Raw genomic sequence first — 23,246 nt, 5'->3', positions numbered from 1 at the left:
GGTCAGTCGTCCGCCGAGTCCGGCTCGCAGATCGGGCAGGGGGCCAGCTCGCCGGTGGCCAGGAGTTTGCCGTCCACCGGTACCGCCTCCGGCTTCCCGGTGACCAGGGGACAGTCCGCGCGGTGCCACAGGGTGCCGCCCGGCACCATCAGCAGCCGGCCGCTGACGGCCACGGGAGCGATGACCGGCTCTCCGGTGGCCTCGGCGGGCTCCGCGGCCACCAGGAGGCCGTACAGCTCCTCCACGCGGGCCGCCGCGAGGGAGTCCCGGGCGTGCGCGAGGAGGACGGCCCCCGCGACGATCAGGGCGGCCCCGGGGACCGTGCAGGACGCGAGGTACGGCAGCTGCCGTTCCGCGAAACGCTCGCCCGAGACGCCGTACCAGCCGACCACGCACAGCACCGCGCCCGCCGCCAGCGCGGCCCAGCCCGCCCAGAGGACGGGACCAGCGGTCCGCGGTCGGGCCGATCGAGCAGGTCGGGCTGTCCGCATCCTTGGCTCCCACACGTCGTGTGTCCTGGCTGTGTCTTCCAAGCGAGGCCAATGGCTTGCACTATGCCCGCTGTCAGCCGACCCTGAAAGCACCGGGCCCGCCTGGCCCGGACCGACACCCGGTGGTGAGCCAGATGGTTCTCGGGACCGACCTCGGGCGGGGGAACGCTCGGCGGGGTACGGCGTTCCTGGCCGCCCTGCTGCTCTTCCTCGGCCCGGCCCTCGCGGCGTGCAGTGACGACGGCGGCGGGGGCGGGGACGCGACGACGTCCACCCCGTCCGTGTCCACGGAACCGACCGGCGACGCGACCGAGACGTCCGCCGAGCCCACGGGTGAGCCGACCGGCGCCGGTCCGGCCGACCCCGTCGCCGCCGAGAAGGAGGTCCGGCAGAACTGGGTCAAGTTCTTCGACCCGGCCGTCTCCCTCAAGGAGAAGCAGGCCGTCCTGGAGAACGGCGACGAACTGGGCCTGCTCCTCCAGGCGTTCAGCGGCGACCAGCGGGGCGGACAGGTCGAGGCCAAGGTCGACGACGTCGAGTTCACCTCGCCGACCACGGCCAGCGTCAACTACGCGCTGCTCCTGGAGGGCGCCACGGCCCTGCCCAACGCCTCCGGCACCGCCGTCGAACAGGACGGCACCTGGAAGGTCACCGTCAACACGCTCTGCGCCCTGGTCGGGCTGAGCGGCAATGCGACGGCGGCCCCGGGCTGCTGAGCCGGCCGTCGCGGCCGTCGCGGGACTGCTGCTCCTGCTGAGCACGGCCTGCGGCAGCCGCCTCCCGGAGAGCGACTTCGAGCACCGCGGTACCCGGTCGACACCCTCGGCCGGTACGACACCCCTCCGCGTCGGCATCATCACCAGCGCCACCAGCCCGGTCGGCGCCACCGCCTTCACCGGCCCGCGCGACGGCGCCCGGGCCTGGTTCGAGCGGCTCAACGCGCGCGGGGGCATCGACGGCCGCCAGGTCGAGGTCAGGCTCTGCGACGACGGCGGCAGCGGAGTCGGCAACAACGAGTGCGTGCACAAGCTGATCGACGGGACCGACGAGACCGACGGCACCGACGGGAACGCAGTCGTCGCCCTGGTCGCCACCACCGCCCTCGACTACGCGGGCGCCGCACTCGTCGCACGCGCACGCGTGCCCGACATCGGCGGCCAGCCCATCGGCGCCGCCTACGACACCTACCCGCACCTGTACGGCATCTACGGCAGCCTCGCGCCCCGGAACGGCACCCCAGGCTGGGACGGACGGCTCTACGGCGGCACCGAGGTCTACCGCTACTTCGCGCGCGAGCACGGCGCCCGTACGGCAGCCGTCGTCTCCTACAACCAGGCCGCCTCGGCCGCCTACGCCCGCCTGGTCGCCCGGGGGCTGAAGGCCGAGGGCTACGACGTGGTCACCGAGGAGGTCGACTTCGCGCTGCCCAACTTCCGCGCGGTGGCGGCCGACCTGAAGGAACAGGGCGCCGACCTGGTCTTCGACGCCCTCGACACGCACGGCAACGCCCAACTGTGCGAGGCGATGGACGAGGTCGGCGCCGAGGTCACCGCCAAGGTGACGAACGTACAGAACTGGACCTCCACCGTCCCCGAGGACTACAAGGACTCCCCGCGGTGCCGCAACGCCCTGTGGGCGACCGGGTCGAGCCGCAACTACGAGGACACGGGACAGGCGGCCGTACGGGAGTTCCGGGACGCGACCGAGGGGCTGAAGACGCACTCCCAGTGGCAGTTGGAGGGCTGGGCGGCGGCGAAGTGGTTCACGGACGCGGCGGAGTCCTGCGCGGGAACGAGAACGGGCATCACGCGCGCGTGCGTCGACGGATACATGAACCGGAGCGAGGACCACACCGCCGGCGGCCTGCTGCTCCCGGTCTCCTTCGAGCGGCTGGCGGAGCCACCGGCCACGCGCCGGACGTGTCTGTCGGTGGCCCGGTGGCAGGACGGCAAGGGATGGGTCTCGCAAGGGGACATGGACAGCACCTGTTTCGAGGTGCCGCAACTGTCGTACCGCCCTTGACGGAGACTGCCCGCCCTTGACGGAGACTTCTCGCCCTTGATGGAGACTTCTCGGCCGTGACGAAGGCACCCCGGCCCTGACGAAGACTTCCCGGCCGTGATGGAGACTTCGACCATGTTGGAGACCTCGGCACGACTGCTGCGCCTGCTCTCGCTGCTCCAGGCCCACCGCGAGTGGTCCGGCGCCGATCTCGCCGACCGGCTCGGGGTCACCGCGCGGACCGTGCGCCGCGATGTCGACCGGCTGCGCGAGCTGGGGTATCCGGTTAACGCGAGCCCCGGTACGGGCGGCGGCTACCAGCTGGGCGCGGGCGCCGAGTTGCCGCCGCTGCTGCTGGACGACGACGAGGCCGTCGCCGTGGCCGTCGGGCTGCGCACGGCCGCCGGGCAGGGCATCGAGGGCATCGGCGAGACCTCCGTACGGGCACTGGCCAAACTTGAACAGGTGCTGCCCGACCGGCTCAGGCGGCGTGTCGGAGCCCTGAACGCCTTCACCGTGCCGATGCTCCGGGGACCGCAGCCCTCCGCCGTCGATCCGGCCGTCCTCACCGAACTCGCCCACCTCTGCCGGGACACGGAACGCCTGCGCTTCGAGTACCGCGGACACGACGGAGCGGTGTCCCGCCGTACCGTCGAACCGCACCGCCTGGTCTGCACCGAGCGGCGCTGGTACCTGGTCGCCTGGGACGTCGACCGCGCCGACTGGCGTACGTTCCGCGTGGACCGTCTCACGCCGAAGCCGCCGCACGGGCCGCGCTTCACCCCTCGTACGCCCCCTGCCGACGATCTCGCCGCCTATGTCTCCAAAGGCGTCTCCACGCGCGCGTACGCCTCGCACGCCGTCGTCCGGCTGCTGGTGCCCCTCGCGGAGGCGGCCGAGCGGATCTCGCCCTCCGCCGGGACGCTGGAGCCGGACGGCGAGGACGCGTGTCTGCTGCGCACAGGGGCCGCGAGCCTCGATGTGATGGTCGTCCACGTCATGCTGATGGGCTTCGAGTTCGAGGTGCTGGAGCCCGTGGAACTCGTCGACGTGATCAGGACCGCCCGCGACCGGCTGTCCCGCGCGGTGGAGCGATGAACTCACGATGAGGGGGTTATGTGGGGAAGTCATGGCTGTTCCATGCGTTCCTTCGGAGGGGCGTGGACCGAGACGCGTGGCATCACCATGTATGACGGGTGTAAGAAGCGCGTAAGCCGCAGGTATGGAGATGAGCGGCGCAATTCGCCGCCGTCCCACTGTCACCCGGGTGCCCTTCCGGCGTTCTTGGGCGGGGTTTATCGGGGCTCTCGGGGGAGTGGCGAATTACCTGTGCGTGATGATTATCGCTCGAAACTACTGTCGTGACTACTGTCGTGATCTTGTGACAGAAGCGTGACCGGTTGTCCGGGGCCGGGCTTCCCCCGGCCGTCGGTGGGCGCCTACGGTGACGGACATGGCACCGATTCCCAGGCCCGAAGAACCTCAGGACAGTCCGGACGCGTACGTCGGCCTCGACTCGGCGCGGGCCGAGCGGCTCGCCAGGGAGCGCGGCTGGGTCGCGGTGCGGTCGCTGCCGCCCGGGGCGATCATCACCATGGAGTACCGGTCGGGACGGCTGAACTTCGAGGTCGCCGACGGCAGGGTGGCCCGCTGCTGGAAGGGCTGAGCAGGGCCCACAGGCCCGCAGGCGTGCACAAGGCGCCCCCGCGGGCCTCTCGCTCGCCGCTCAGCCGTTGCCGGGCAGCGGGTGACGGACCGGCGGGGTGCCGCCCGTGGTGCGCGGGGCGCGGTCCGCGTGCGGCGGACGACGGCTTCCGGCCGGGGTGGCCGGAGTGCGCTCCGAGCGGATCACGTACGGACTCGGAGCCGGATGGACCGGATGCACCGGGTGAGTCGGGTGGTTGGGTGTCCGGGCCGAGCGGGCCGCCGGGGTGGTGTTCTCCCGGGCCGTGGCCTCCTCCTCGGCGGTCGCGTGCGGCCCCAGCAGCGCGGGCGTACCCACCCGGGCCGGTACGGGCGCGGTGCCGACGCTGGTGCCACGGGCCCGCCGGCGGTCGCGCAGCGACAGGATGAAGGTCTCCGCGCGCGGGATCAGCGGCTCGAACCACGGCAGCGCCAGCAGGACCAGCAGACCCGCGACCCAGCCCAGGACGACATCGCTCAGCCAGTGCGTGCCCAGATAGACCGTCGTGAGACCGACGCCCAGCGACATCAGCGCCGAACCGGCGGACAGCCAGCGCCTGGCCAGCGGGCCCGTCGCCAGATACGCCAGGATGCCCCAGGTCACCACGGCGTTCGCGGTGTGACCGCTGGGGAATATATCCCCGCCCATGCCCATCTCGTTCGACCCGATGGTGGTCGCGTAGTGCGGGCCCAGCCGGCCCATGCCGATCTTGGCGGCACCGACCGTGACATTGAGCAGCAGCAGCGCCACGCCGAACACGAGCAGCGGACGCAGTGTCCGCTGCCGCCAGGCACGCCAGCCCAGCCAGGCCGAGATCATCACGGCGGTGGGGCCGCGCTGGCCGAGCACCACGTAGTAGTCGAGGAACGCGTGGATCTCCGGCCACTGCTGGTAGGGCCGGAAGAACATGACCTGCCAGTCGAGCCGGACCAGCCACGAGGTGATCACGACGGCCCACACGGTGGCGAGGTAGAAGGCCAGGGTCGCGACAAGGAGCGCGATCCTGTGCCGGCTCATCTTCGGCACACCGATGTGGGTCGGCCGTCCCGGTTCCCGGTCCAGCCTCGCGAACACCCGGTCCAGACGGGCGAGGTTTCCTTCGGTACTCACTCAATCGACGTTACAGCGAGTGAGCGCAGTTCTCCGCCCAATCCGCGGCTTTGTAATGACGATGTGATGTGGGATTCCTCTCAGGATGATGTTTAATTCCGCGGAATCCCTATTGGCGGGCGCCTCTTCCCTTCATTTGTATTGATCATGCGGATGGCTTGTTTTGTAGCCCTTTCGAATTAGTTCACCGCACGGTCGCCGGGAATTCGCCGGACGGTCAGGGCGGACCGGAGCCGTTCAGCCAGAACGCCCCGTAGGCCGCCGAGGCCACCGCGACCCCGCCCGTCACCAGCGCCGCCCTCGACGTACGCAGCCGGGCCAACGCCCGCGCGAGCGGCAGCAACAGGGGGAAGGCGGGCAGCAACAGGCGTGGTTTCGAGCCGAAGTAGCTCGACGCGCACAGGGCGAGCAGGGTGACGACACCCGCGTACACCAGCAGCGGCAACGGCTGACACTGCCTCACACAGACGACGTACAGCCGGATCAGCAGGCCCACGCCGACGATCAGTGCGACGCCGGCCAGTGCGGACGGGAATGACGTGAACTTGTCGGCGACGAAGCGGGCGAAGGCGGCGCCGCCGTCGAAGCCGTTGCGCCAGCCGGCCTGGACGTCCAGATAGCCGAGGGGGCCCTTGCCGGTGCGGTGGCCGACCCACAGGACGTAGCCGGCGGCGCCGAGGGGCGCGAGCAGCATCGCGAGGGCGCGCGGCCAGAGGGGCGCGCCGGGCGGGGGGCTGTGCGGGGTGGCGGGAGGGATGTCGGGAGGGGTGGCGGGCGTGCGCCGTTCCCGTACGTACTGGACGACGGCCGTCGTCCAGACCGCCGCGACCACCGCGAGGCCCACCGGGCGGGTCAGGCCCGCCAGCAGGGCCAGGGTGCCCGCCGTGAGCCATCGGCCGGTGAGGACCGCGTACAGGGACCAGGCGGCCAGCGCCGTGAACAGTGACTCGCTGTACGCCATCGACTGGACGATCCCGACCGGCAGCACCGCCCACAGCAGCACCGCGCAGACCCCGGCCCGGCGGCCGTACACATGGTCCGCGACCGCGAACACGCCCCACGCGGCGGCGAGCGACGCGAGGGCGCTGACCGCGAAGCCCGCGTCGGCGTACGACATCGGGGTGAGCGAGGCCAGCAGCCGCTCCAGCCAGGGGAGCAGCGGGAAGAAGGCGAGGTTCGAGTGCACATCGCCGTTGGGGAGACGCACCTCGTAGCCGTAGCCGAGTTCGGCGACCCGGGAGTACCACAGCGAGTCCCAGCGGGCGGTCAGCAGCGTGTACGCGCTCTTGTCCCGCGCCGCGCTCCACACGGCCAGCACGACCAGGCCCAGGACGCGGACGGCCGCGTACCCGAGCAGGGCGGGCGCCGCCCGGGCGAGGGCGGGCAGCGGGCGGGGCCCGAGGGCGGTTCCAGGGTCGGTCACCGGTCGATTATGGGCGGCGCGCGGAACGCGGACGGGCGGGGCGGCGGGCTCCCGGGTGGACGGGTGGTGTACACCACACGGGTTCCGCGGGTCGGTGAGAGGTCCGCCACGTTTCGCCGCTACGAACTCGCGTACGCTGTCGGACCACTCGCTTTTCGCCGTGCGGACTGAGGACAACCGCTCCTCCTCAGCCGGAGCCCCGGGGAGTCCCCACCCCGCGGACCGCCGAACGCGAGGGAACCTTGGAGGTACGTACATGTCCGGGACGACCAGGGCTGCCGCCGCGCTGCGCCGCCGGGCGGCCGGGGCCGGTGCCGGAGCCAACCGCTGGGTCGTCCTGCTCGTCCTCTGCACCAGCCTGCTGCTCGTCGCGGTCGACGCGACGGTGCTGCACGTGGCGGTGCCCGCCGTCAGCGAGGGCCTCAGGCCCGGCGCGATAGAGCTGCTCTGGATCGTCGACATCTACCCGCTGGTCTGCGCCTCGCTGCTGATCCTCTTCGGCACACTGGGCGACCGGGTCGGCCGCCGCCGGATCCTGCTCCTCGGCTACGCGCTCTTCGGCGTCGCCTCCGCCCTGGCCGCCCTCGCCGACAGCGCCCAGACGCTGATCCTGGCGCGGGCGCTGCTGGGCGTCGGCGGTGCGATGATCATGCCCGCGACGCTGTCGATCCTGCGGCAGGTCTTTCCCGACCGGCGCGAGCGCGCGCTCGCGATCGGCGTCTGGAGCGCGGTGGCGGCGGTCGGCGCGGCGGTCGGGCCGCTGCTCGGCGGCTTCCTGCTTGAGCACTTCTGGTGGGGCTCGGTCTTCCTCGTCAACATCCCCCTGATGCTGGTCAGCCTGCCGGTGGGCCGGCTGCTGCTGCCCGAGTCGCGCGGCGAACGGGACACCGGTCCGTGGGACGTGGTCGGCGCGCTGACGGCCGCGGGCGGGCTGTTCGGCGTCGTGCTCGGCGTGAAGCGGCTGGGCGGCGGGGAGGGCGCGGGGAGTTTCCTGACGGTCGCGCCGCTGGTGGCGGGCGCGCTGCTGCTGGTCGTCTTCGTACGGCGGCAGCGGCGGCGTACGTATCCGCTGGTGGACCTGCGGATGTTCGCGCGGCCCGCTTTCAGTACGTCCGTCGGCTGCATCGTGCTGGCGATGCTCGCGCTGGTCGGGCTCGAACTGATCGCGGCGCAGTATCTGCAACTGGTGCTGAAGCTGTCGCCTCTGGAGACGGGGCTACGACTGCTGCCGCTGACGGTGGCCGCGATGGCGGCGGGGCTGGCCGGGGCGCGGCTGCTGCGGCGGTTCGGGCCGCGGACGATGGTGTGCGCGGGGTTCTGCCTCACGGCGGCGGCGGTCGTACTGCTGATGGCGATGGGCGGGCGGGACAACCCGGGGCTGCTGCTGTCCGGGTTCGTACTGCTGGGCTTCGGCCTGGAGACGACCTTGTTCGGGGCGTACGAGTCGATGCTGAGCGAGGCTCCCGCGGAGCAGGCGGGCGGGGCGGCGGCGATCGGGGAGACGTCGTACCAGCTGGGCGCCGGGATCGGTATCGCGCTCCTGGGCAGTGTGATGAACGCGGCGTACGCGCCCGGGGTGGGGTCGGTGCCGGGTGTTCCGGCGTCGGCGTCGGCGTCGGCGGGGCATTCGCTGGGCGAGGCGTACGAGGTGGCGGGTCGGCTCGGGGGGTCACCTGGCGCGGCCCTCCGCTCGGCGGCACGGGACGCGTTCGTGCACGGGCTGCATGTGACGTTGCTGGTGAGTGCGGGGTTGTTGGTGCTGGGGGCGGTGATGGCGTTGCGGTTGCCGCGGGTGATGCAGTGTGAGGGGGCGGGGTTGGGGGCGGTGCCTGGGCCCCGCGAGGTGACGGGGCGGAGGGTGTCGGTGTGAACGGGGGGTCCGCCCACCCGCCCACCCGTGCGGGATGTTTTAGACGTGGGCGTCGCCGGTGGGGGGTGGAGGTTCGCCGGCGCCTGCGGGTTCAAACTTTTCCCGCCCGCCCGCCCGTGCGGGTATGCCGAGAGGCGGGCGTCTCCGGTGGGGCGGAGGTCCGTCGGCGCCTGCGGGTCAGGACTTTTCCCACCCGCCCGCCCGTGCGGGGTGTCGAGAGGTGGGGGTCTGTTGTGGGGGTGGGGGTGCGTTGGCGGGTGCGGGCGGGAGGGGCCTGACCTGCGGTCGCCGACGGACCTTCGCCGCCACGGCAGAGCCCCGCATGTCAGTCTGACCCGCAGGGGCGGGCGGGTGGGAAAGGTCTGAACCTGTAGTCGCCGACGGGCCTTAGCCCCTACGGCAGAGCCCCACATGTCAGCTGGCCCGCACGGGCGGGCGGGTGGGAAAGGTTTGGACCCGCAGTCGCCGACAGGCCTTCGGCCAACCCGTCTCGCCCCCCGTCGTGGACGTGCGGCATGCTTCGTCGTACCGTCGGGTTCGTTCTGGTTAGCGGTGCTAGTTAAGTTGCCGGAGGCTGTCCTGTGGCCGCGTTCGCGAAGCTGCCCCCTTTTGATCCCGCCGACCCCCTCGGCCTCGACGACACGCTCGACGCGGAGGACCTGGCGATAAGGGACACCGTGCGGGCCTGGGCTGCGGACCGGGTGCTGCCGTATGTCGCCGGGTGGTTCGAGGAGGGGGCGCTGCCGGACATCAGGGGGCTCGCCCGTGAGCTGGGTGGCCTCGGCGCCCTCGGGATGTCCCTCGACGGGTACGGCTGTGCCGGTGCCTCCGCCGTGCAGTACGGGCTCGCCTGTCTGGAGCTGGAGGCGGCCGACTCCGGTATTCGCTCCCTTGTCTCCGTGCAGGGGTCTCTCGCCATGTACGCCGTCCACGCCTTCGGAAGCGAGGAGCAGAAGCAGCAGTGGCTGCCCCGTATGGCCTCCGGCGACGTCATCGGGTGCTTCGGGCTCACCGAGCCCGACCATGGCTCCGACCCCGCCGCCATGCGTACGTACGCCAAGCGGGACGGCGGCAGTGGCGGCAGTGGTGACTGGGTGCTCAGCGGGCGCAAGATGTGGATCACCAACGGGTCCGTCGCCGGGGTCGCCGTCGTGTGGGCGCAGACCGACGACGGGATCCGCGGGTTCGTCGTGCCCACCGACAGCCCCGGGTTCTCCGCGCCCGAGATCAAGCACAAGTGGTCCCTGCGCGCCTCCGTCACCAGTGAGCTGGTGCTCGACGACGTGAGGTTGCCTGCCGACGCCGTACTGCCCGGTGTCACCGGACTGCGCGGGCCCCTCAGCTGTCTCTCCCACGCCCGGTACGGGATCGTCTGGGGCGCCATGGGCGCGGCCCGGTCCTGTTTCGAGGCCGCCGTCGACTACGCGAAGACGCGCGAGCAGTTCGGGCGGCCCATCGGGGGGTTCCAGCTCACCCAGGCCAAGCTCGCCGACATGGCGGTCGAGCTGCACAAGGGGATTCTGCTCGCCCACCATCTGGGGCGGCGCATGGACGCCGGCCGCCTGCGCCCCGAGCAGGTCAGCTTCGGCAAGCTGAACAACGTACGAGAGGCCATCGACATCTGTCGTACGGCCCGGACGATCCTCGGCGCCAACGGGATCTCGCTCGAATACCCCGTGATGCGGCACGCGGCGAACCTCGAGTCGGTGCTCACGTACGAAGGCACCGTCGAGATGCACCAGCTGGTGCTGGGCAAGGCGCTCACCGGATTTGACGCCTTCCGCTGACCTGAACAACGGACGGCGGGGCCGGTGAGCGGCCTTGCTCAGCTCTGGTTGAAGAAGCCGTCCGCGCGGTGCGGCTGGGCCTCTCCGCTGACGATCTCCGTGTCGGCGGGGGTCAGCAGGAACACGCGGTTGGACACCCGCTCGATCGAGCCGCGCAGGCCGAAGATGAGGCCTGCCGCGAAGTCGACGACGCGCTTGGCGTCGGCGGGCTCCATGGCCGTGAGGTTCATGATGACCGGGACGCCGTCCCGGAAGAGCTCGCCGATGGCGCGGGCGTCCCGGAAGCTGTCCGGGGTGACCGTGCCGATGCGACGGCCCTTCTCCTCGGCCACCTCGCCGGCGACCTTGACCCGCGGGTCCGTCACCCAGGCATCCCCGGGCTGCTCGGTCCCCTCGGAGTAGTCGTCGTCGTAGTAACGCTCGTCATCGTTGTCGTCGACGAGGCCAAGCCAGGCGCTTGCCTTGCGTACCGATCCCATGGACGCCTCCTCTCACAGCGGTCCTTCTTGCTTTCCGCATCCCTATCGTCATCCATGATGCGGATGGTGCGCCAAGTGAATAGACGCCGCGCGGGGGTTTCGTGACGGTACTGGTGCACAACCATTTCGTCGAGAGGCCCCGCGCCGCAAGGGTCTTACTGTGTGCGGCTGCTGACTGAGAGTGAAATATGATTCTTCGTGGCGTATGGGTGAGCGTTGGGACGTATGGGTGAATGGGCGTCCTGCCCCGCTTTCCTGACGCCGCCTCAGGTGCGGTCGGTGAAGGGCGAGTCGGCAGGGGAGGCGGAGACAGCGGGGCGAGGAGGGGGCGTGCGAGGGGAGGGGTGTACGCCGGTGTGAAGGCGCGTGCGAGGCGTGAGAGATGCGGGACGTGCGGGAGAACGCGAAAAGGCGCCCGTGCGAAGGGGCGTGCAGTGGGTCAGCTCAACAGGAACAGGACCACACTCGACCGAGGTCGATGTGGGAGCGTTTGACCAGCCACTGCTGTGGATGCATGCGTTAAGTGGAACAGGCATCCGGTTCGGCGTCAACGAGATGAGATGAACCGCTCACAGTTCGGACAACCTTGACAGCGAGGGGAAACGGCACCGTACAGTCGGTGGACGGCCTTGCTGAGGGGCTCGGCCGTATCGCCGTACCGAGCGGACCGGGAGTGGCACGCCGTACCCCGCGTCCCGCTGCGCGACGCCCGTGTGAAGGCATCACCGTGTTCGACCTATCGCGTCACGGAGCCTTTGCATGTCCTCAGACACCTCATACATCTCAGACACTTTGGCCGCCTCGGCCCCTTCCGACCACGCGGGCCGCTCTCCCCGGCCGACTCTCGTCATCGTGGGGGCCGGTCCGCGAGGGACCGGTCTGCTGGAGCGGATCGCCGCCAACGCGCCCGAGCTGTACGAGGACACCGGCCTCGACATCCATCTCGTCGACCCGCATCCGCCGGGCGCCGGCCGGATCTGGCGCGAGGAGCAGTCACCGCTGCTGTGGATGAACTCGCAGGCCCAGGACGTCACCATGTTCACCGACGAGACGGTGGCCATGACGGGCCCGGTGCGCCCGGGGCCCACACTGCACGAGTGGGCGCAGATCGACGGGCGCGAGTTCTCGGCCCGACCGCGCCTCGGCGCGTATCTGAACTGGGTGTACGAGGACACGGTGGCCGCCCTCCCGGACGGTATCCGCGTGCGGCACCACGTCGGGCGCGCGCTGCGGGTGAGCGGGTCGCGGGAGGGGCGCCAGCAGGTGTGGGTGGAGGGCCGCTCCCGGCCGTTGCTCGCGGACCTCGTCGTGCTGACCCTCGGCCATCTCGACGCCGAACTCGACGACGAACAGCGCGAGTTGGCGTCGTACGCGCGGACCCACGGACTGGTCCATCTGCCCCCCGACTTCACCGCCGACAGCGACCTGTCCGCGCTCGCGCCCGGCGAACCGGTCCTGGTGCGCGGCTTCGGGCTCGCCTTCGTCGACCTGATGGTGCTGCTCACGGAGGGGCGCGGCGGCCGGTACGAGGGTGATCCCGAGGACCCGGAAGGGGAGTTGACGTACGTGCCGTCCGGGCGGGAGCCCGTGCTGTACGTCGGCTCGCGGCGCGGGGTGCCGTACCACTCGAAGATCGGTTACGACTGGACCGGTGAACGCCCGCCGCTGCCGCGGTTCTTCGGGCCCGGTGAGGTGGACGCGCTGCTCGCGCGACCGGACGGCTTCGACTTCCGGCGGGACGTATGGCCGCTGGTGGAGAAGGAGTTGGGGTTCGCGCACTACCACCGGCTGTTCACCGTCCATCCGGAGCGGACCAGCGGTGCCTGGGCGGACTTCGAGGAGAAGTACGCCGCCGCGGACCGGGTGGAGCGGGAGGTGCTGGTCGCCTCGACCGTGCCCGACCCGGCCGACCGGCTCGACCTCGACGCCCTCGACCGGCCGCTGGAGGGGGTGCGGTATCCGTCGCCCGAGGCGCTCCAGGAGGGGCTGCGGAAATACATCCGGGACGATCTGACCCGGCATCACAATCCCTCGTACAGCCAGGACTTGGCTGTTTTCCTCGGGCTGCTCTCCGTCTACGGGCAGCTGGTGCGGCTCGGTGACATCGGTTCCTGGTGGCACGGCTTCTTCAGCTACCTCGCCTCCGGTCCGCCCGGCCCCCGGCTGCGCCAGATGCTCGCGCTGTCCCGGGCCGGTCTTCTCAACTTCCTCGGCGCGGACACCGTCGTCGCCGCCGAGGACGGGGTGTTCCGGGCGTCCGGCGCGAGCGTGCCCGGCGCCTCGGTGGAGGCCCGGGCCCTGGTCGAGGCACGCCTGCCGGAGCCCACGGTGGAGCGCGCCCGCGACACCCTGCTGCGCGAACTGCACGCCGACGGGGTCGCCGTCACCGGCGAGGGCCTGCTCGCCGTGGACCCCGGCGACGGCCGGCTCCTGGACCGCGACGGCACCCCCCACCCACGTCGCTTCGCCCTCGGCCCCCACACCGAGGCCCGAGGCTCCGGCGCGTTCACCCGCCCCCGCACGGGCGGCCCGGCCTTCCGCCAGAACGACGCGACGGCCCGCGCCGCGCTGTCCTTCCTGCGCACGCTGAGCGGCGACGGGGGTGGCGACGCGCGTGACGCCGGGTCGTCCGGTGATGGGCATGGTGCCGGGTCCCGCGCGGGGCTCGGCATCGAGTCCGGGAGTGAGGCCCGCACCGGGCCGGGCATCGGATCGGGCGTCGGATCAGGCGTCGGATCGGGCATCAGACCGAGCGCCGGACCGGGCACGAGACCGGGGGCTGGATCGGGTGCCGAGCCCGCCGCCGAACCGGGCGCTGGACCGGATGCCCAGCCGGGCCCCGGACCGAGTGCCGGACCCAGTGCCGAGCCGGTCACCGCACCCGGCGCCGAGCCCATCACCGCACCCGGCGCCGAGTCGGCCACCGCTTCCACCGCGTCCACCGCCGGATCAGGTGCTGATCCCGTCGCCGAGCGCGACGCCGCCGCATGAAGGTCTGTCTGTCACGTGGGTGCTGTGACGTACCGATGAAAGGTTCGCTCTCATGAGCTCAACGCACGGTCGGGGGCTGCTGCACCTGGCCGCCGCCGTCGATCAGCATGTTGCGGGCGGGCCCGCTCTGTTCGATGTCGACTCGTATGTCGAGGCGGTGCGGCTCGCCGAGCGTGGGGGGCTCGACTTCGTGACCCTCGGGGACTCCTTCGCGCGGCCCGGGCCGGACGCGCTCGGGGTGCTCGCCCGGGTCGCGCCCGTGACCGCGCGGATCGGGCTGGTGCCCACCGTGACCACCACGCACACCGAGCCCTTCCACGTGCAGGCGGCGGTCGCGACCCTCGACTGGGTCAGCGGCGGCCGGGCCGGCTGGCAGCTCGACGTGTCGGCGACCGAGGCCGAGGCCCGGCTCTTCGGCCGCCGGCCCGCCGAACCCGGCGACGAGCTGTGGCGGGAGGCCGGTGAAGTCGCCGACGTGGCCGCCCGGTTGTGGGACAGCCGGGATGCCGTGGCCGGGCGCTTCGGCGGCCGGGACAAGCCGCAGCACGTCGACTTCCAGGGCGCCGCCTTCTCCGTCAAGGGACCCTCCGGCTTGCCGCGACCACCTCAGGGTCACCCCGTCCGGGTCGTCGACGCCACCGAGGGCCAGGCCCGGCAGACCGCGGCCCGGTACGCCGACGTCGCGCTCGTCCGTGCGGTGAGCGCCGCTCAGGCCGGTGCCGTACGCGACGAACTGCGGGTCGCCGCGAAGGACTTGGGGCGCGATCCGGACGGGCTGCGGGTCCTCGCGAGCCTCGTCGTCGACCTCGGGGGCGGTGAGTACGCCGCCGCGCCGGGGCACGGGGGTGGCGGTCCCCGGCCGAGCGCGCACGGCCCGCTGTACCGGGGCGGGCCCGTCGACCTCGCCGAGCTGATCACCGCCTGGCACACCTCCGGCCTCGTCGACGGCTTCCACCTCGTCCCCGCCGAGCCCCGCCGCGACCTGGAGCGGCTCGTCAACGGAACCGTCGCGCTGCTCCAGCACCGGAGCCTGTTCCGCACCTTCTATCCGGGCCGCACCCTCCGGGAGCACTTGGGGCTGACCCGGCCCGCCAACCAGTACGCCGGTCCGGTCGCGACCGGAGGGGACGCGGCATGACCGTACGGGCGCGGGAACGGTGACGGATGCACCTCGCCGCGTACGTTCCGGGGGACGGCGACTCCGCCGGGTGGGGCGGTGGTCAGGGGGCGGGGTCGGTCGTCGGGTTCGCGTCCTTCGCGCGGCTCGCTCGGACCGCCGAGCGCGGGCTCTTCGACTTTCTCCTTCTCGGGGAGGGCCCGCGGCTGCCCGAGCCGGTCACCGTGCTGAACGCGCTCGCCGCCGTCACCGAGCGGATCGGGCTCGCCGCCACGGTCGACGCGACCTCCGGTGAACCGTACGAACTGGCCCGTGGATCAGCCACGTTGGACCATCTCAGCGGTGGCCGGGCCGGCTTGCACGTGATGGCCTCCGACGCCGCCCTCACCGGCGACAACCTCCGGCGCGGTCGCTTTCTCGACCGGGCCGAGCGCTACCCCCGTGCGGCCGAACTCGTACAAGTGGCGCGGGAGTTGTGGGACTCCTGGACTCCGGACGGGGTGTCCCGGCCCTTCGCCCACCGGGGCCGACACTTCGACATCGCGGGCGAGTTCGGTGTGCCTCGCGCACCTCAGGGGCATCCCGTCGTCATCCAGTCGGGGGGCTTGGGGGACTTAGAGGGCCTGGGGGAGACGTGGGACTTCGCCTCCGTCTCCGTCTCTGCCTCCGCCTCCGGCGCCGATGTCGTCCTCTCGCGGCACCTGAGCCTTGACTCCGGGCGGGTCTTCTACGCCGACGTCAAAGGGCGGCTTGCGCAGTACGGGCGGGCTCCGGGGGCGCTGAAGATCATGCCCGAGGTGACCTTCGTGCTCGGCGGTACCCACGCCGAGGCGCGGGAGCGGGCCGTCGAGGTCCGTCGGCGGCGGGTCTCGCCGGAGTACGCGATCCTCGCCCTGGAGCGGATCTGGGGCACCGACCTGTCCTCCTACGACCCCGACGGCCCGCTGCCCGACTTCGACCCGGTACCTGAGGGCGGATCCGACCTGGCGCGGAGGCAGGTGGCCGAGCGGTGGCGGGCCCTGTCCCGGGCCAAGGGGCTGTCGATCCGGCAGACCGTCGTCGAGGCGAGCGGCCGGCCCTCCCTCGTCGGGACTCCGGGCTCGGTCGCCGGCACGCTCGACACTCTCGTGCGGGAGAAGGCTGCCGACGGGTTCGTCCTCGTCCCGTATCCCGCGGCTGACGGCCTCGACGAGTTCGTCGACCGGGTCGTGCCGCTGCTCCAGGAGCGTGGCGCGTTCCGTACGGAATACGAGGGTGCCACCTTGCGCTCGCATCTCGGGCTGGGCGAACCCGTATGGACGGGCTGACTGGGCGTCGGGCCGACAAAGATGACATACAGGTTGTGTACGGGCCACGCACAGAACGCGTGGTCCGGGTGTGTGCCGAGGGCGGCGCACGGAGTGTTTCCAGGGAGTGAGCTGGAGTGAGTTCATGACGGTGGACGTGTCCGGGGCGTGGCGGGAACGGCACGAACGGCACGTCGAGACGGTGCCGGCGCCCCACGGGCCCCGCTCACTCGTCGGTGCGCACCGGATCGAGGACTATCCGGACGGTCGACTTCCGGCCATCCCCGGCCAGTGGACGGTCGACGGTGGCGGAAACCGTGAGGGAGGTGAAGAGGGAAGCGGAGGAGGAAGCGGCGAGGGAGGCGGTGACGGCGGTGGTGGGGGAGTGGTGCCGGCCGTCGGGCCCGGCGGAGGGCTGACGCTCGGCGGTGAGCCCTTCGCCGGGGAGGTCCGGTCGGCCGCTGACCAGGGCTCGGTGGCCGCCGCCCGGGCCGGTCCCGGGGAGCGGCGACTGGTCGTGCCGGTGCGCGAGGGCAGCCGGGGTGCGTGCGACCTCGACCCCGCCGCCAGGATCCGTACCGTCTTCAAGGGCGTCGAGGTCACCCCGTACGATCCGCGCCGGTCGGTGCCCGGCCGGTTCGCTCCGTACGGCGGACCGCGCGCCGTGTGCGTCGTCGGCGCGGACGGACGGGAGCGCGGGCTCGGCCTCGGTGGTGAGCCGGTGTTCCCGCTCGGCGGGGAGGCGCGGACGCCGCGAGTGGCGGTCGGGGAGGGCGGCGGTCCGTGGACCGTTCTCGCCGACTCGACCAGCGGCGACGGCGGTTATCGTTCCCGGTTTCCGCGCCCGGCCGCCCCGGCCGTCGAGGGGCGCACGACGGTGGACTTCGGCCGGGCCGTGCTCCCGGCGTGTCCGTTCGTCGACCGCTTCGCCTGCCCCTTTCCCCTGCCCGGCAATACGCTGGTCGTCGCGATATCCGCAGGGGAGCGCGACCTTCGCCAGAACTTCGCTCGAACAACGTGAGGCCGAAAGGCGCTCTTGCGTCGGTCGGTGATACGGCCGAATACTCCCACCCAGCGCTTGTCAGGGTCACAGCATGTTCGGAATCCGGACAGCGGTCCCTGACTGCGCCTCACGGGCCCCGACCCCACGCGGGCCCCCGACTTCCCATGTGGAGGAACGACAAGTGAGGATCAAGCGCACCACCCCCCGCAGTGGCATCACGAGACGGACCCGGCTGATCGCCGTCAGCACCGGACTCGTAGCCGCGGCTGCCATCGCCATCCCCAACGCGAACGCCGCCGACGTCAACACCTTCAGCACCGCCCAGCTCTCCAAGGCGAGCGGCTCGGTGCTCAAGGCTGACATCCCGGGCACCGCCTGGGCCGTCGACGCCAAGACGAACCGCGTCGTCGTCACCGTCGACAGCACGGTCTCCAAGGCGGAGATCGCGAAGATCAAGCGACAGGCGGGCACCACCGCCGGCGCCATCACCATCAAGAAGACCCCGGGCAAGTTCAGCAAACTGATCTCCGGCGGCGACGCAATCTATGCGAGTAGCTGGCGCTGCTCCCTGGGCTTCAACGTCCGCAGCGGCTCCACCTACTACTTCCTGACCGCCGGTCACTGCACCGACGGCGCGGGCAACTGGTGGTCCAACTCCGGTCGTACGACGCTGCTCGGCGCGACCTCGGGCTCCAGCTTCCCGACGAACGACTACGGCATCGTCAGGTACGCGAGCACCTACCCGGTCAGCTCCATCTCGGGCACCGTCGGCAGCGTCGACATCACCAGCGCCGCCACGCCGTCCGTCAACACCACGGTGTACCGCCGCGGTTCCACCACCGGTACGCACAGCGGCCGGGTGACCGCGCTGAACGCGACCGTCAACTACGGTGGCGGCGACATCGTCTACGGCATGATCCAGACCACGGTCTGCGCCGAGCCCGGCGACTCCGGCGGCCCGCTCTACTCCAACAGCGGTATCGCCTACGGTCTGACCTCGGGCGGCAGCGGCAACTGCACCTCCGGTGGCACGACCTTCTTCCAGCCCGTCACGGAGGCCCTGAGCGCCTACGGCGTCAGCGTCTTCTAGCGGTTCCGTTAGCGGTTCCGTTCTCGGTACGGCCTTGCCTGCAGCCGGCAGCAGCAGGAGAGCCCTCGCACGCAACTCGCGTGCGGGGGCTCGCTCTTGTCCGTCCTGCGGAGTTACCTTCGGAGTAATCGGACCCTGGGGGCCGGCATGGTCGAGGAGCTGGTGACGGCGGGAGTCGCTGTCGCGTCCGCCGGAGTGATGTACGTGGCAGCCGCGGCGCGGGTCGTCAAACAGTACGAACGAGGGGTCGTCTTCCGGCTCGGCCGGCTCACGTCGAGCGTGCGCGGGCCCGGGTTCACCGTGATCGTGCCCTTCGTGGACAAGCTCCGCAAAGTGAACATGCAGATCGTGACGATGCCCGTGCCCGCACAGGAGGGCATCACCCGGGACAACGTCACGGTACGGGTCGACGCGGTCGTCTACTTCAAGGTCGTCGACGCTGCCGAGGCGGTCGTGCAGGTCGAGGACTACCGGTTCGCTGTCTCGCAGATGGCACAGACCTCGCTGCGCTCGATCATCGGCAAGAGCGACCTGGACGATCTCCTCTCCAACCGGGAAAAGCTCAACCAGGGGCTGGAGTTGATGATCGACAGTCCGGCGATGGGCTGGGGTGTGCAGATCGACCGGGTCGAGATCAAGGACGTCTCCCTGCCGGAGACCATGAAGCGCTCGATGGCCAGGCAGGCCGAGGCCGACCGTGAGCGCCGGGCCCGGGTCATCAACGCGGACGCCGAGTTGCAGGCCTCGAAGAAACTGGCGGAGGCGGCCGGGGTGATGTCCGAGCAGCCCGCCGCGCTCCAACTCCGGCTGCTCCAGACGGTGGTGGCGGTCGCCGCCGAGAAGAACTCGACACTCGTCCTGCCCTTCCCGGTGGAGCTGCTCCGCTTCCTGGAACGGGCCCAGCAGCCGGCGGCGGCACCGGCTGCGGCGCCTGTCGCGGCGTCTGCCGCACCGCCGGTCATGCCCCCGGCTGCCGAGCCCGAGCAATCTCCGCAGGAGCAACTTCCGTCTGCCGCTTCCCTGTTGGAACGGGGTCCCGAAGAGGCGAGTTCAAGACAGGAATAGGCGTTGTCGTCTGCCCGCTCACTCTTCACCCGCGGTGTTTGCGGTGCGAATTCACGTGAGGGTCCGTCCAACGTGGTCCGACAGGCCGGGGAGGACCCCGCGATCTCCGGCCGAACACCACCGCACTCGTCGCCGCGGGGGACCTTCGAGAGTGCGAACGCGAGCGCCCCTCCGTTCGTCCATGAGCCGCCCGGCGTTCGCGCCGGGCGGCTCCTCCGTGTGCGGGCTGGTGCGAGCGCCGGACTGCTCCTTGATCAGGTCGCTGACCGGGGCCGATGGGGCTAGAGTGAACGAATCAATCGAACGGAAGTGCGAATCACGTATCGGTCGGTCATCGAACTGGTGATCGATTGAGTGGCCGAAAAGGGGTGGAGTGATGGAGGTGCGGCATGACGGGCTTCGCCCATCTGCACGTCGCGTCCGGTTACTCCGCCCGCTACGGCGCCGCCCACCCCGAGCAGCTCGCCCGGCGGGCCGCCGAGCGCGGCATGGGGGCACTGGCCCTCACCGACCGGGACACGGTCACCGGCGCCGTACGGTTCGCCCGGGCCTGCGAGCAGGAAGGGGTGCGGCCGGTCTTCGGCATCGATCTGGCGGTGGCCGCCCTCGCGCCGCCGTCCCCGGCCCCGTACCGCCGTGCCCCGGTGCGTGGCGGCGCCCATGTGGTCGAGCCGCCGCTGCGGTTCACGCTGCTCGCGCGGGACCGGGCGGGCTGGGCGCGGCTGTGCCGGATCACCTCGGCCGCGTATGTCGGTACGGCGTCCGGCGCGGCGCCGGTGGTGGTGCCGTGGGAGGCGCTGCGCGAGTACGGCGGCCCGGGGCTGACCGTGCTGCTCGGGCCGCTCTCGGAGCCGGTGCGGGCCTTGTCGGTGGGCCGGGAGGACGTGGCGACGAAGCTGCTGGCGCCGTGGACGGAGATCTTCGGGAGGGAGGTCAGGCTGGAAGCCGTTGCGCAGAAACGTTTCGGCACAGGTCCGGGCTCGCTGCGCCTGGCCGCCCGCACCCTCGCCCTCGCCGACCGCACCGGCACGACCGCCGTCCTCACCAACGCCGTCCGCTACGCCGACCCCGACCAGCACCGCCTCGCCGACGTCCTGGACGCCGCCCGGCTGCTGCGGCCCATCGACCGGCGGCGCCTGGACAGCGGACAGCGCTGGCTCAAGGGCGAGGACGGTATGGAGGTCGTCGCGCGGATGGTCGCCGAGTGCGCGGGAGCCGACGTACGCAGAGCCCGCCGCCTGATCGCGGACACCGCGGACACGGCGGCCGGGTGCGCCGTCGATCCGGCCGCCGACCTCGGCCTCGGCACCCCGCACCTCCCCGAACCGGCGCTCTTCGGTGCCGAGCCCGGGGCCGGCGGCGCGGCCCGGCTGCTCCGGCTGCGCTGCGAGGCCGGGCTGGCCCGGCGCGGTCTCGACCGTGACCGGGCGGCGCTCGACCGGCTGGACGAGGAACTCGCCGTCATCTCCCACTGGAACTACGACGCGTACTTCCTCGCCGTCGGACAGGTCGTCGCCGACATCCGGGCCAAGGGTGTCCGGGTCGCGGCCCGTGGCTCCGGCGCCGGTTCCCTGGTCTGTCACGCGCTGGACATCGCCACCGCCAACCCGCTCGACCACAGCCTGCTGTTCGAGCGTTTCCTGAGCAGGCGCCGGGAGTCGCTGCCCGACATCGACATCGACGTGGAGTCCGCCCGGCGACTGGAGTGCTACGACACGATCTTCGAACGCTTCGGCAGGGAACGGGTCGCGGTCACCGCGATGCCCGAGACCTACCGGGCGCGCAGGGCGCTGCGGGACACCGGCCTCGCCCTGGCCATCGACCCGGCGGACGTCGACCGGATCGCCAAGAGCTTCCCGCACCTGCGCGCCTCAGACATCACGAGCGCCCTCGCCGAACTGCCCGAACTGCGCCAACTGGCCGCCGAGGCACACCGGTTCGGACCTCTGTGGGAGCTGGCCGAAGGGCTGGACTCCCTGGTCCACGGCATGGCCATGCACCCCTGCGGTGTGGTCATCAGCGACGCGACCCTCCTGGACCGGCTGCCGGTGCAGCCCACCCCGCAGGGCGACTACCCCATGGCCATGGCCGCGAAGGAGGAGATCGAAGCGCTCGGCAACATCAAACTCGACGTCCTGGGCGTCCGGATGCAGTCCGCGATGGCCCACGCCGTCGCGGAGATCGAACGCACCACCGGCGACCGCATCGACCTCGACGACCCCGGGCAGGTCCCGCTCGACGACGTCTTCGCCTTCCAGCTCATCCAGGCCAGCCAGACCCTCGGCCTCTTCCAGCTGGAATCCCCCGGCCAGCAGGACCTGTTGTCCCGGCTCCAGCCACGCGACGTCCAGGACGTCATCGCCGACATCAGCCTCTTCCGCCCCGGCCCGGTCGCCGGCGGCATGCCCGAGCGGTACATCGCGGCCCGGCACGGCGGTAGACCGTCGTACGCCCATCCGCACCTCGAACCGGTCCTCGCCGACACCTACGGCGTGACCATCTGGCACGAGCAGATCATCGACACGCTGCATGTGCTGACCGGCTGCGACCGTTCCTTCGCGGAGATCACCCGACGCGCGCTCGGCGACAAGGAGCAACTGCCCCGGATCAAGGACTGGTTCCACGACCGGGCACGCGCGCGTGGCTACAGCGCGGCCGTCCGGGACGAGGTCTGGCGGACGGTCGAGGCCTTCGGCGCGTACGGCTTCTGCCGCGCCCACGCGGTCGCCTTCGCCGTACCCGCGCTGCAGAGCGCCTGGCTCAAGGCCCACCACCCGGCGTTCCTGCTGGCGGGCCTGCTCGAACACGACCCCGGGATGTGGCCCAAGCGCGTCCTGGTCGCCGACGCCCGCCGGGGCGGCGTACGGGTGCTGCCCGTCGATGTCGACAACTCCCGTACGAAACACACCGTGGAGAGGACCGACGGGGGGCGGTGGGGAGTGCGCCTGGCGCTCTCCGCCGTGCACGGTATCAGCGAGGAGGAGTGCGCCCGGATCGAGAAGGGTCAGCCGTACGGATCGCTGTCGGACTTCTGGCAACGGGCCCGCCCCAGCAGACCGACCGCCGAACGCCTCGCCGAGATAGGCGCGTTGGGCTCCCTGCACGACGGCCGGCTCACCCGACGCGACCTGCTGCTCCAGATCACCGAACTCCACCGCCAGTCCCGCACCCGGTCCGCGGGCAAGGGCCAACTGCCCATCGACACAGGCGCAGTTGGCGGGGCCGAGCCGAGCGGACTGCCCGAGATGACCGGACGCGAGGCCCTGAGCGCCGAGTTGAACACCCTCGGCATCGACGTCTCCCGGCACCTCATGGAGCACCACCACCGTCTGCTGCGCGAGATCGGCGCGACCGACGCGGTCCATCTGGCCCAACTGCGCGCAGGGCAGCAGGTGTTGGTCGCCGGGGTACGGGCCTCGACCCAGACCCCGCCGATCGCCAGCGGCAAGCGGATCATCTTCGTGACGCTGGAGGACGGGGCGGGCCTGGTCGACCTGGCGTTCTTCGAGGACTCGCATCCGGCGTGCGCGTACACCGTCTTCCACAGCGGGCTGCTCCTCGTACGCGGCACGGTCCAGGTGCGCGGCACCCGTCGTACCGTCGTCGGCACCATGGCCTGGGACCTGGACGAGATCGCCGCCGCCCGCCGCGACCACGGCCCCGCCGCCGCCCTCGCCCTCCTCGGCGAGACCCGCCCGCACCCGACTCCCGCCCAGCCGCAGCGGACCCTGCCCGACGGCACCGCGGGCGCCCGGCTGCATCCGTACGCCGACCTCCAGCCCGCCGGCACCCGCTCGGCCGACCTGAAGAAGTTCGGCCACCGAAGCCCCGGGAGCGCGGGGTGAGTGA

General features: G+C 71.6%; 16 protein-coding genes and 1 pseudogene. 13 read left to right on the top strand and 4 right to left on the bottom strand.

Annotated elements, in window-relative coordinates; genetic code table 11:
* Window positions 1-2: 2 nt before the first annotated feature.
* Window positions 3-491: a hypothetical protein gene (locus CW359_RS26805; RefSeq protein WP_105972706.1), complete on the bottom strand. Its 489-nt coding sequence runs from the start codon at window positions 489-491 to the stop codon at window positions 3-5.
* A 134-nt stretch (window positions 492-625) separates the two neighbouring features.
* Between CW359_RS26805 and CW359_RS26800 the strand changes: the two genes are divergently transcribed.
* The 4 genes from CW359_RS26800 (at window position 626) to CW359_RS26785 (ending at window position 4,158) form a co-directional block, all read left to right on the top strand.
* A complete protein-coding gene (locus CW359_RS26800; RefSeq protein WP_105972705.1) occupies window positions 626-1,207 on the top strand; it encodes an MTB12 C-terminal domain-containing protein in 582 nt (193 codons plus the stop codon).
* Complete coding sequence (locus CW359_RS26795) at window positions 1,182-2,513, top strand: ABC transporter substrate-binding protein (RefSeq protein ID WP_105972704.1); 1,332 nt, start codon at window positions 1,182-1,184, stop codon at window positions 2,511-2,513. The genes CW359_RS26800 and CW359_RS26795 overlap by 26 nt, the downstream gene beginning before the upstream one ends.
* A 114-nt stretch (window positions 2,514-2,627) precedes the next feature.
* Entirely contained in the window at window positions 2,628-3,590 is a 963-nt protein-coding gene (locus CW359_RS26790) for a helix-turn-helix transcriptional regulator (protein ID WP_105972703.1), read from the top strand.
* A gap of 355 nt (window positions 3,591-3,945) precedes the next feature.
* The gene (locus tag CW359_RS26785) at window positions 3,946-4,158 is read left to right on the top strand and encodes an I78 family peptidase inhibitor (RefSeq protein WP_105972702.1); all 213 of its coding nucleotides are present in this window, start codon (window positions 3,946-3,948) and stop codon (window positions 4,156-4,158) included.
* A 60-nt stretch (window positions 4,159-4,218) separates the two neighbouring features.
* On the opposite strand, the gene CW359_RS26780 is transcribed toward CW359_RS26785, so the two are convergent.
* Both CW359_RS26780 and CW359_RS26775 read right to left on the bottom strand, forming a co-directional pair.
* Window positions 4,219-5,286: a phosphatase PAP2 family protein gene (locus CW359_RS26780; RefSeq protein ID WP_105972701.1), complete on the bottom strand. Its 1,068-nt coding sequence runs from the start codon at window positions 5,284-5,286 to the stop codon at window positions 4,219-4,221.
* A 217-nt stretch (window positions 5,287-5,503) separates the two neighbouring features.
* A complete protein-coding gene (locus tag CW359_RS26775; RefSeq protein WP_232838606.1) occupies window positions 5,504-6,709 on the bottom strand; it encodes a mannosyltransferase family protein in 1,206 nt (401 codons plus the stop codon).
* A gap of 256 nt (window positions 6,710-6,965) precedes the next feature.
* Here CW359_RS26775 and CW359_RS26770 point away from each other — a divergent pair, with 256 nt between their 5' ends.
* Both CW359_RS26770 and CW359_RS26765 read left to right on the top strand, forming a co-directional pair.
* The gene (locus tag CW359_RS26770; protein ID WP_105972700.1) at window positions 6,966-8,579 is read left to right on the top strand and encodes an MFS transporter; all 1,614 of its coding nucleotides are present in this window, start codon (window positions 6,966-6,968) and stop codon (window positions 8,577-8,579) included.
* Window positions 8,580-9,160: 581 nt separating this feature from the next.
* Window positions 9,161-10,366, top strand: coding sequence for an acyl-CoA dehydrogenase family protein (locus CW359_RS26765; protein WP_105972699.1), 1,206 nt, complete (start codon window positions 9,161-9,163; stop codon window positions 10,364-10,366).
* 38 nt (window positions 10,367-10,404) lie between these two features.
* Here the strand turns inward: CW359_RS26765 and CW359_RS26760 are convergent, their stop codons facing one another.
* Window positions 10,405-10,845 carry a cell division protein SepF gene (locus tag CW359_RS26760; protein ID WP_105972698.1) on the bottom strand — a complete coding sequence of 147 codons (441 nt, stop codon included), beginning with the start codon at window positions 10,843-10,845 and terminating at the stop codon, window positions 10,405-10,407.
* A 759-nt stretch (window positions 10,846-11,604) separates the two neighbouring features.
* Here CW359_RS26760 and CW359_RS26755 point away from each other — a divergent pair.
* The 7 genes and pseudogenes from CW359_RS26755 to CW359_RS26725 form a co-directional block, all read left to right on the top strand.
* Window positions 11,605-13,437: pseudogene (locus CW359_RS26755) on the top strand (FAD/NAD(P)-binding protein); the annotation flags it as partial.
* A 451-nt stretch (window positions 13,438-13,888) separates the two neighbouring features.
* Entirely contained in the window at window positions 13,889-14,974 is a 1,086-nt protein-coding gene (locus CW359_RS26750) for an LLM class flavin-dependent oxidoreductase (RefSeq protein WP_105972696.1), read from the top strand.
* 26 nt (window positions 14,975-15,000) lie between these two features.
* Entirely contained in the window at window positions 15,001-16,260 is a 1,260-nt protein-coding gene (locus CW359_RS26745) for an NtaA/DmoA family FMN-dependent monooxygenase (protein WP_105972695.1), read from the top strand.
* A 124-nt stretch (window positions 16,261-16,384) separates the two neighbouring features.
* The gene (locus CW359_RS26740) at window positions 16,385-17,260 is read left to right on the top strand and encodes a DUF1684 domain-containing protein (RefSeq protein WP_105972694.1); all 876 of its coding nucleotides are present in this window, start codon (window positions 16,385-16,387) and stop codon (window positions 17,258-17,260) included.
* A 163-nt stretch (window positions 17,261-17,423) separates the two neighbouring features.
* A complete protein-coding gene (locus CW359_RS26735) occupies window positions 17,424-18,332 on the top strand; it encodes a S1 family peptidase (protein ID WP_105972693.1) in 909 nt (302 codons plus the stop codon).
* A gap of 147 nt (window positions 18,333-18,479) precedes the next feature.
* Window positions 18,480-19,397 (top strand): slipin family protein, encoded by a 918-nt coding sequence (locus CW359_RS26730; RefSeq protein WP_105972692.1) that lies wholly within the window; start codon window positions 18,480-18,482, stop codon window positions 19,395-19,397.
* A gap of 389 nt (window positions 19,398-19,786) precedes the next feature.
* Window positions 19,787-23,242, top strand: a complete 3,456-nt coding sequence (locus tag CW359_RS26725) for a DNA polymerase III subunit alpha (protein WP_105972691.1) — start codon at window positions 19,787-19,789, stop codon at window positions 23,240-23,242.
* Window positions 23,243-23,246 lie beyond the last annotated feature (4 nt).

The sequence above is a fragment of the Streptomyces geranii genome (genome assembly GCF_002954775.1).
Lineage (GTDB): Bacteria > Actinomycetota > Actinomycetes > Streptomycetales > Streptomycetaceae > Streptomyces > Streptomyces geranii.
This window is presented reverse-complemented; position numbering and strand designations above follow the sequence as displayed.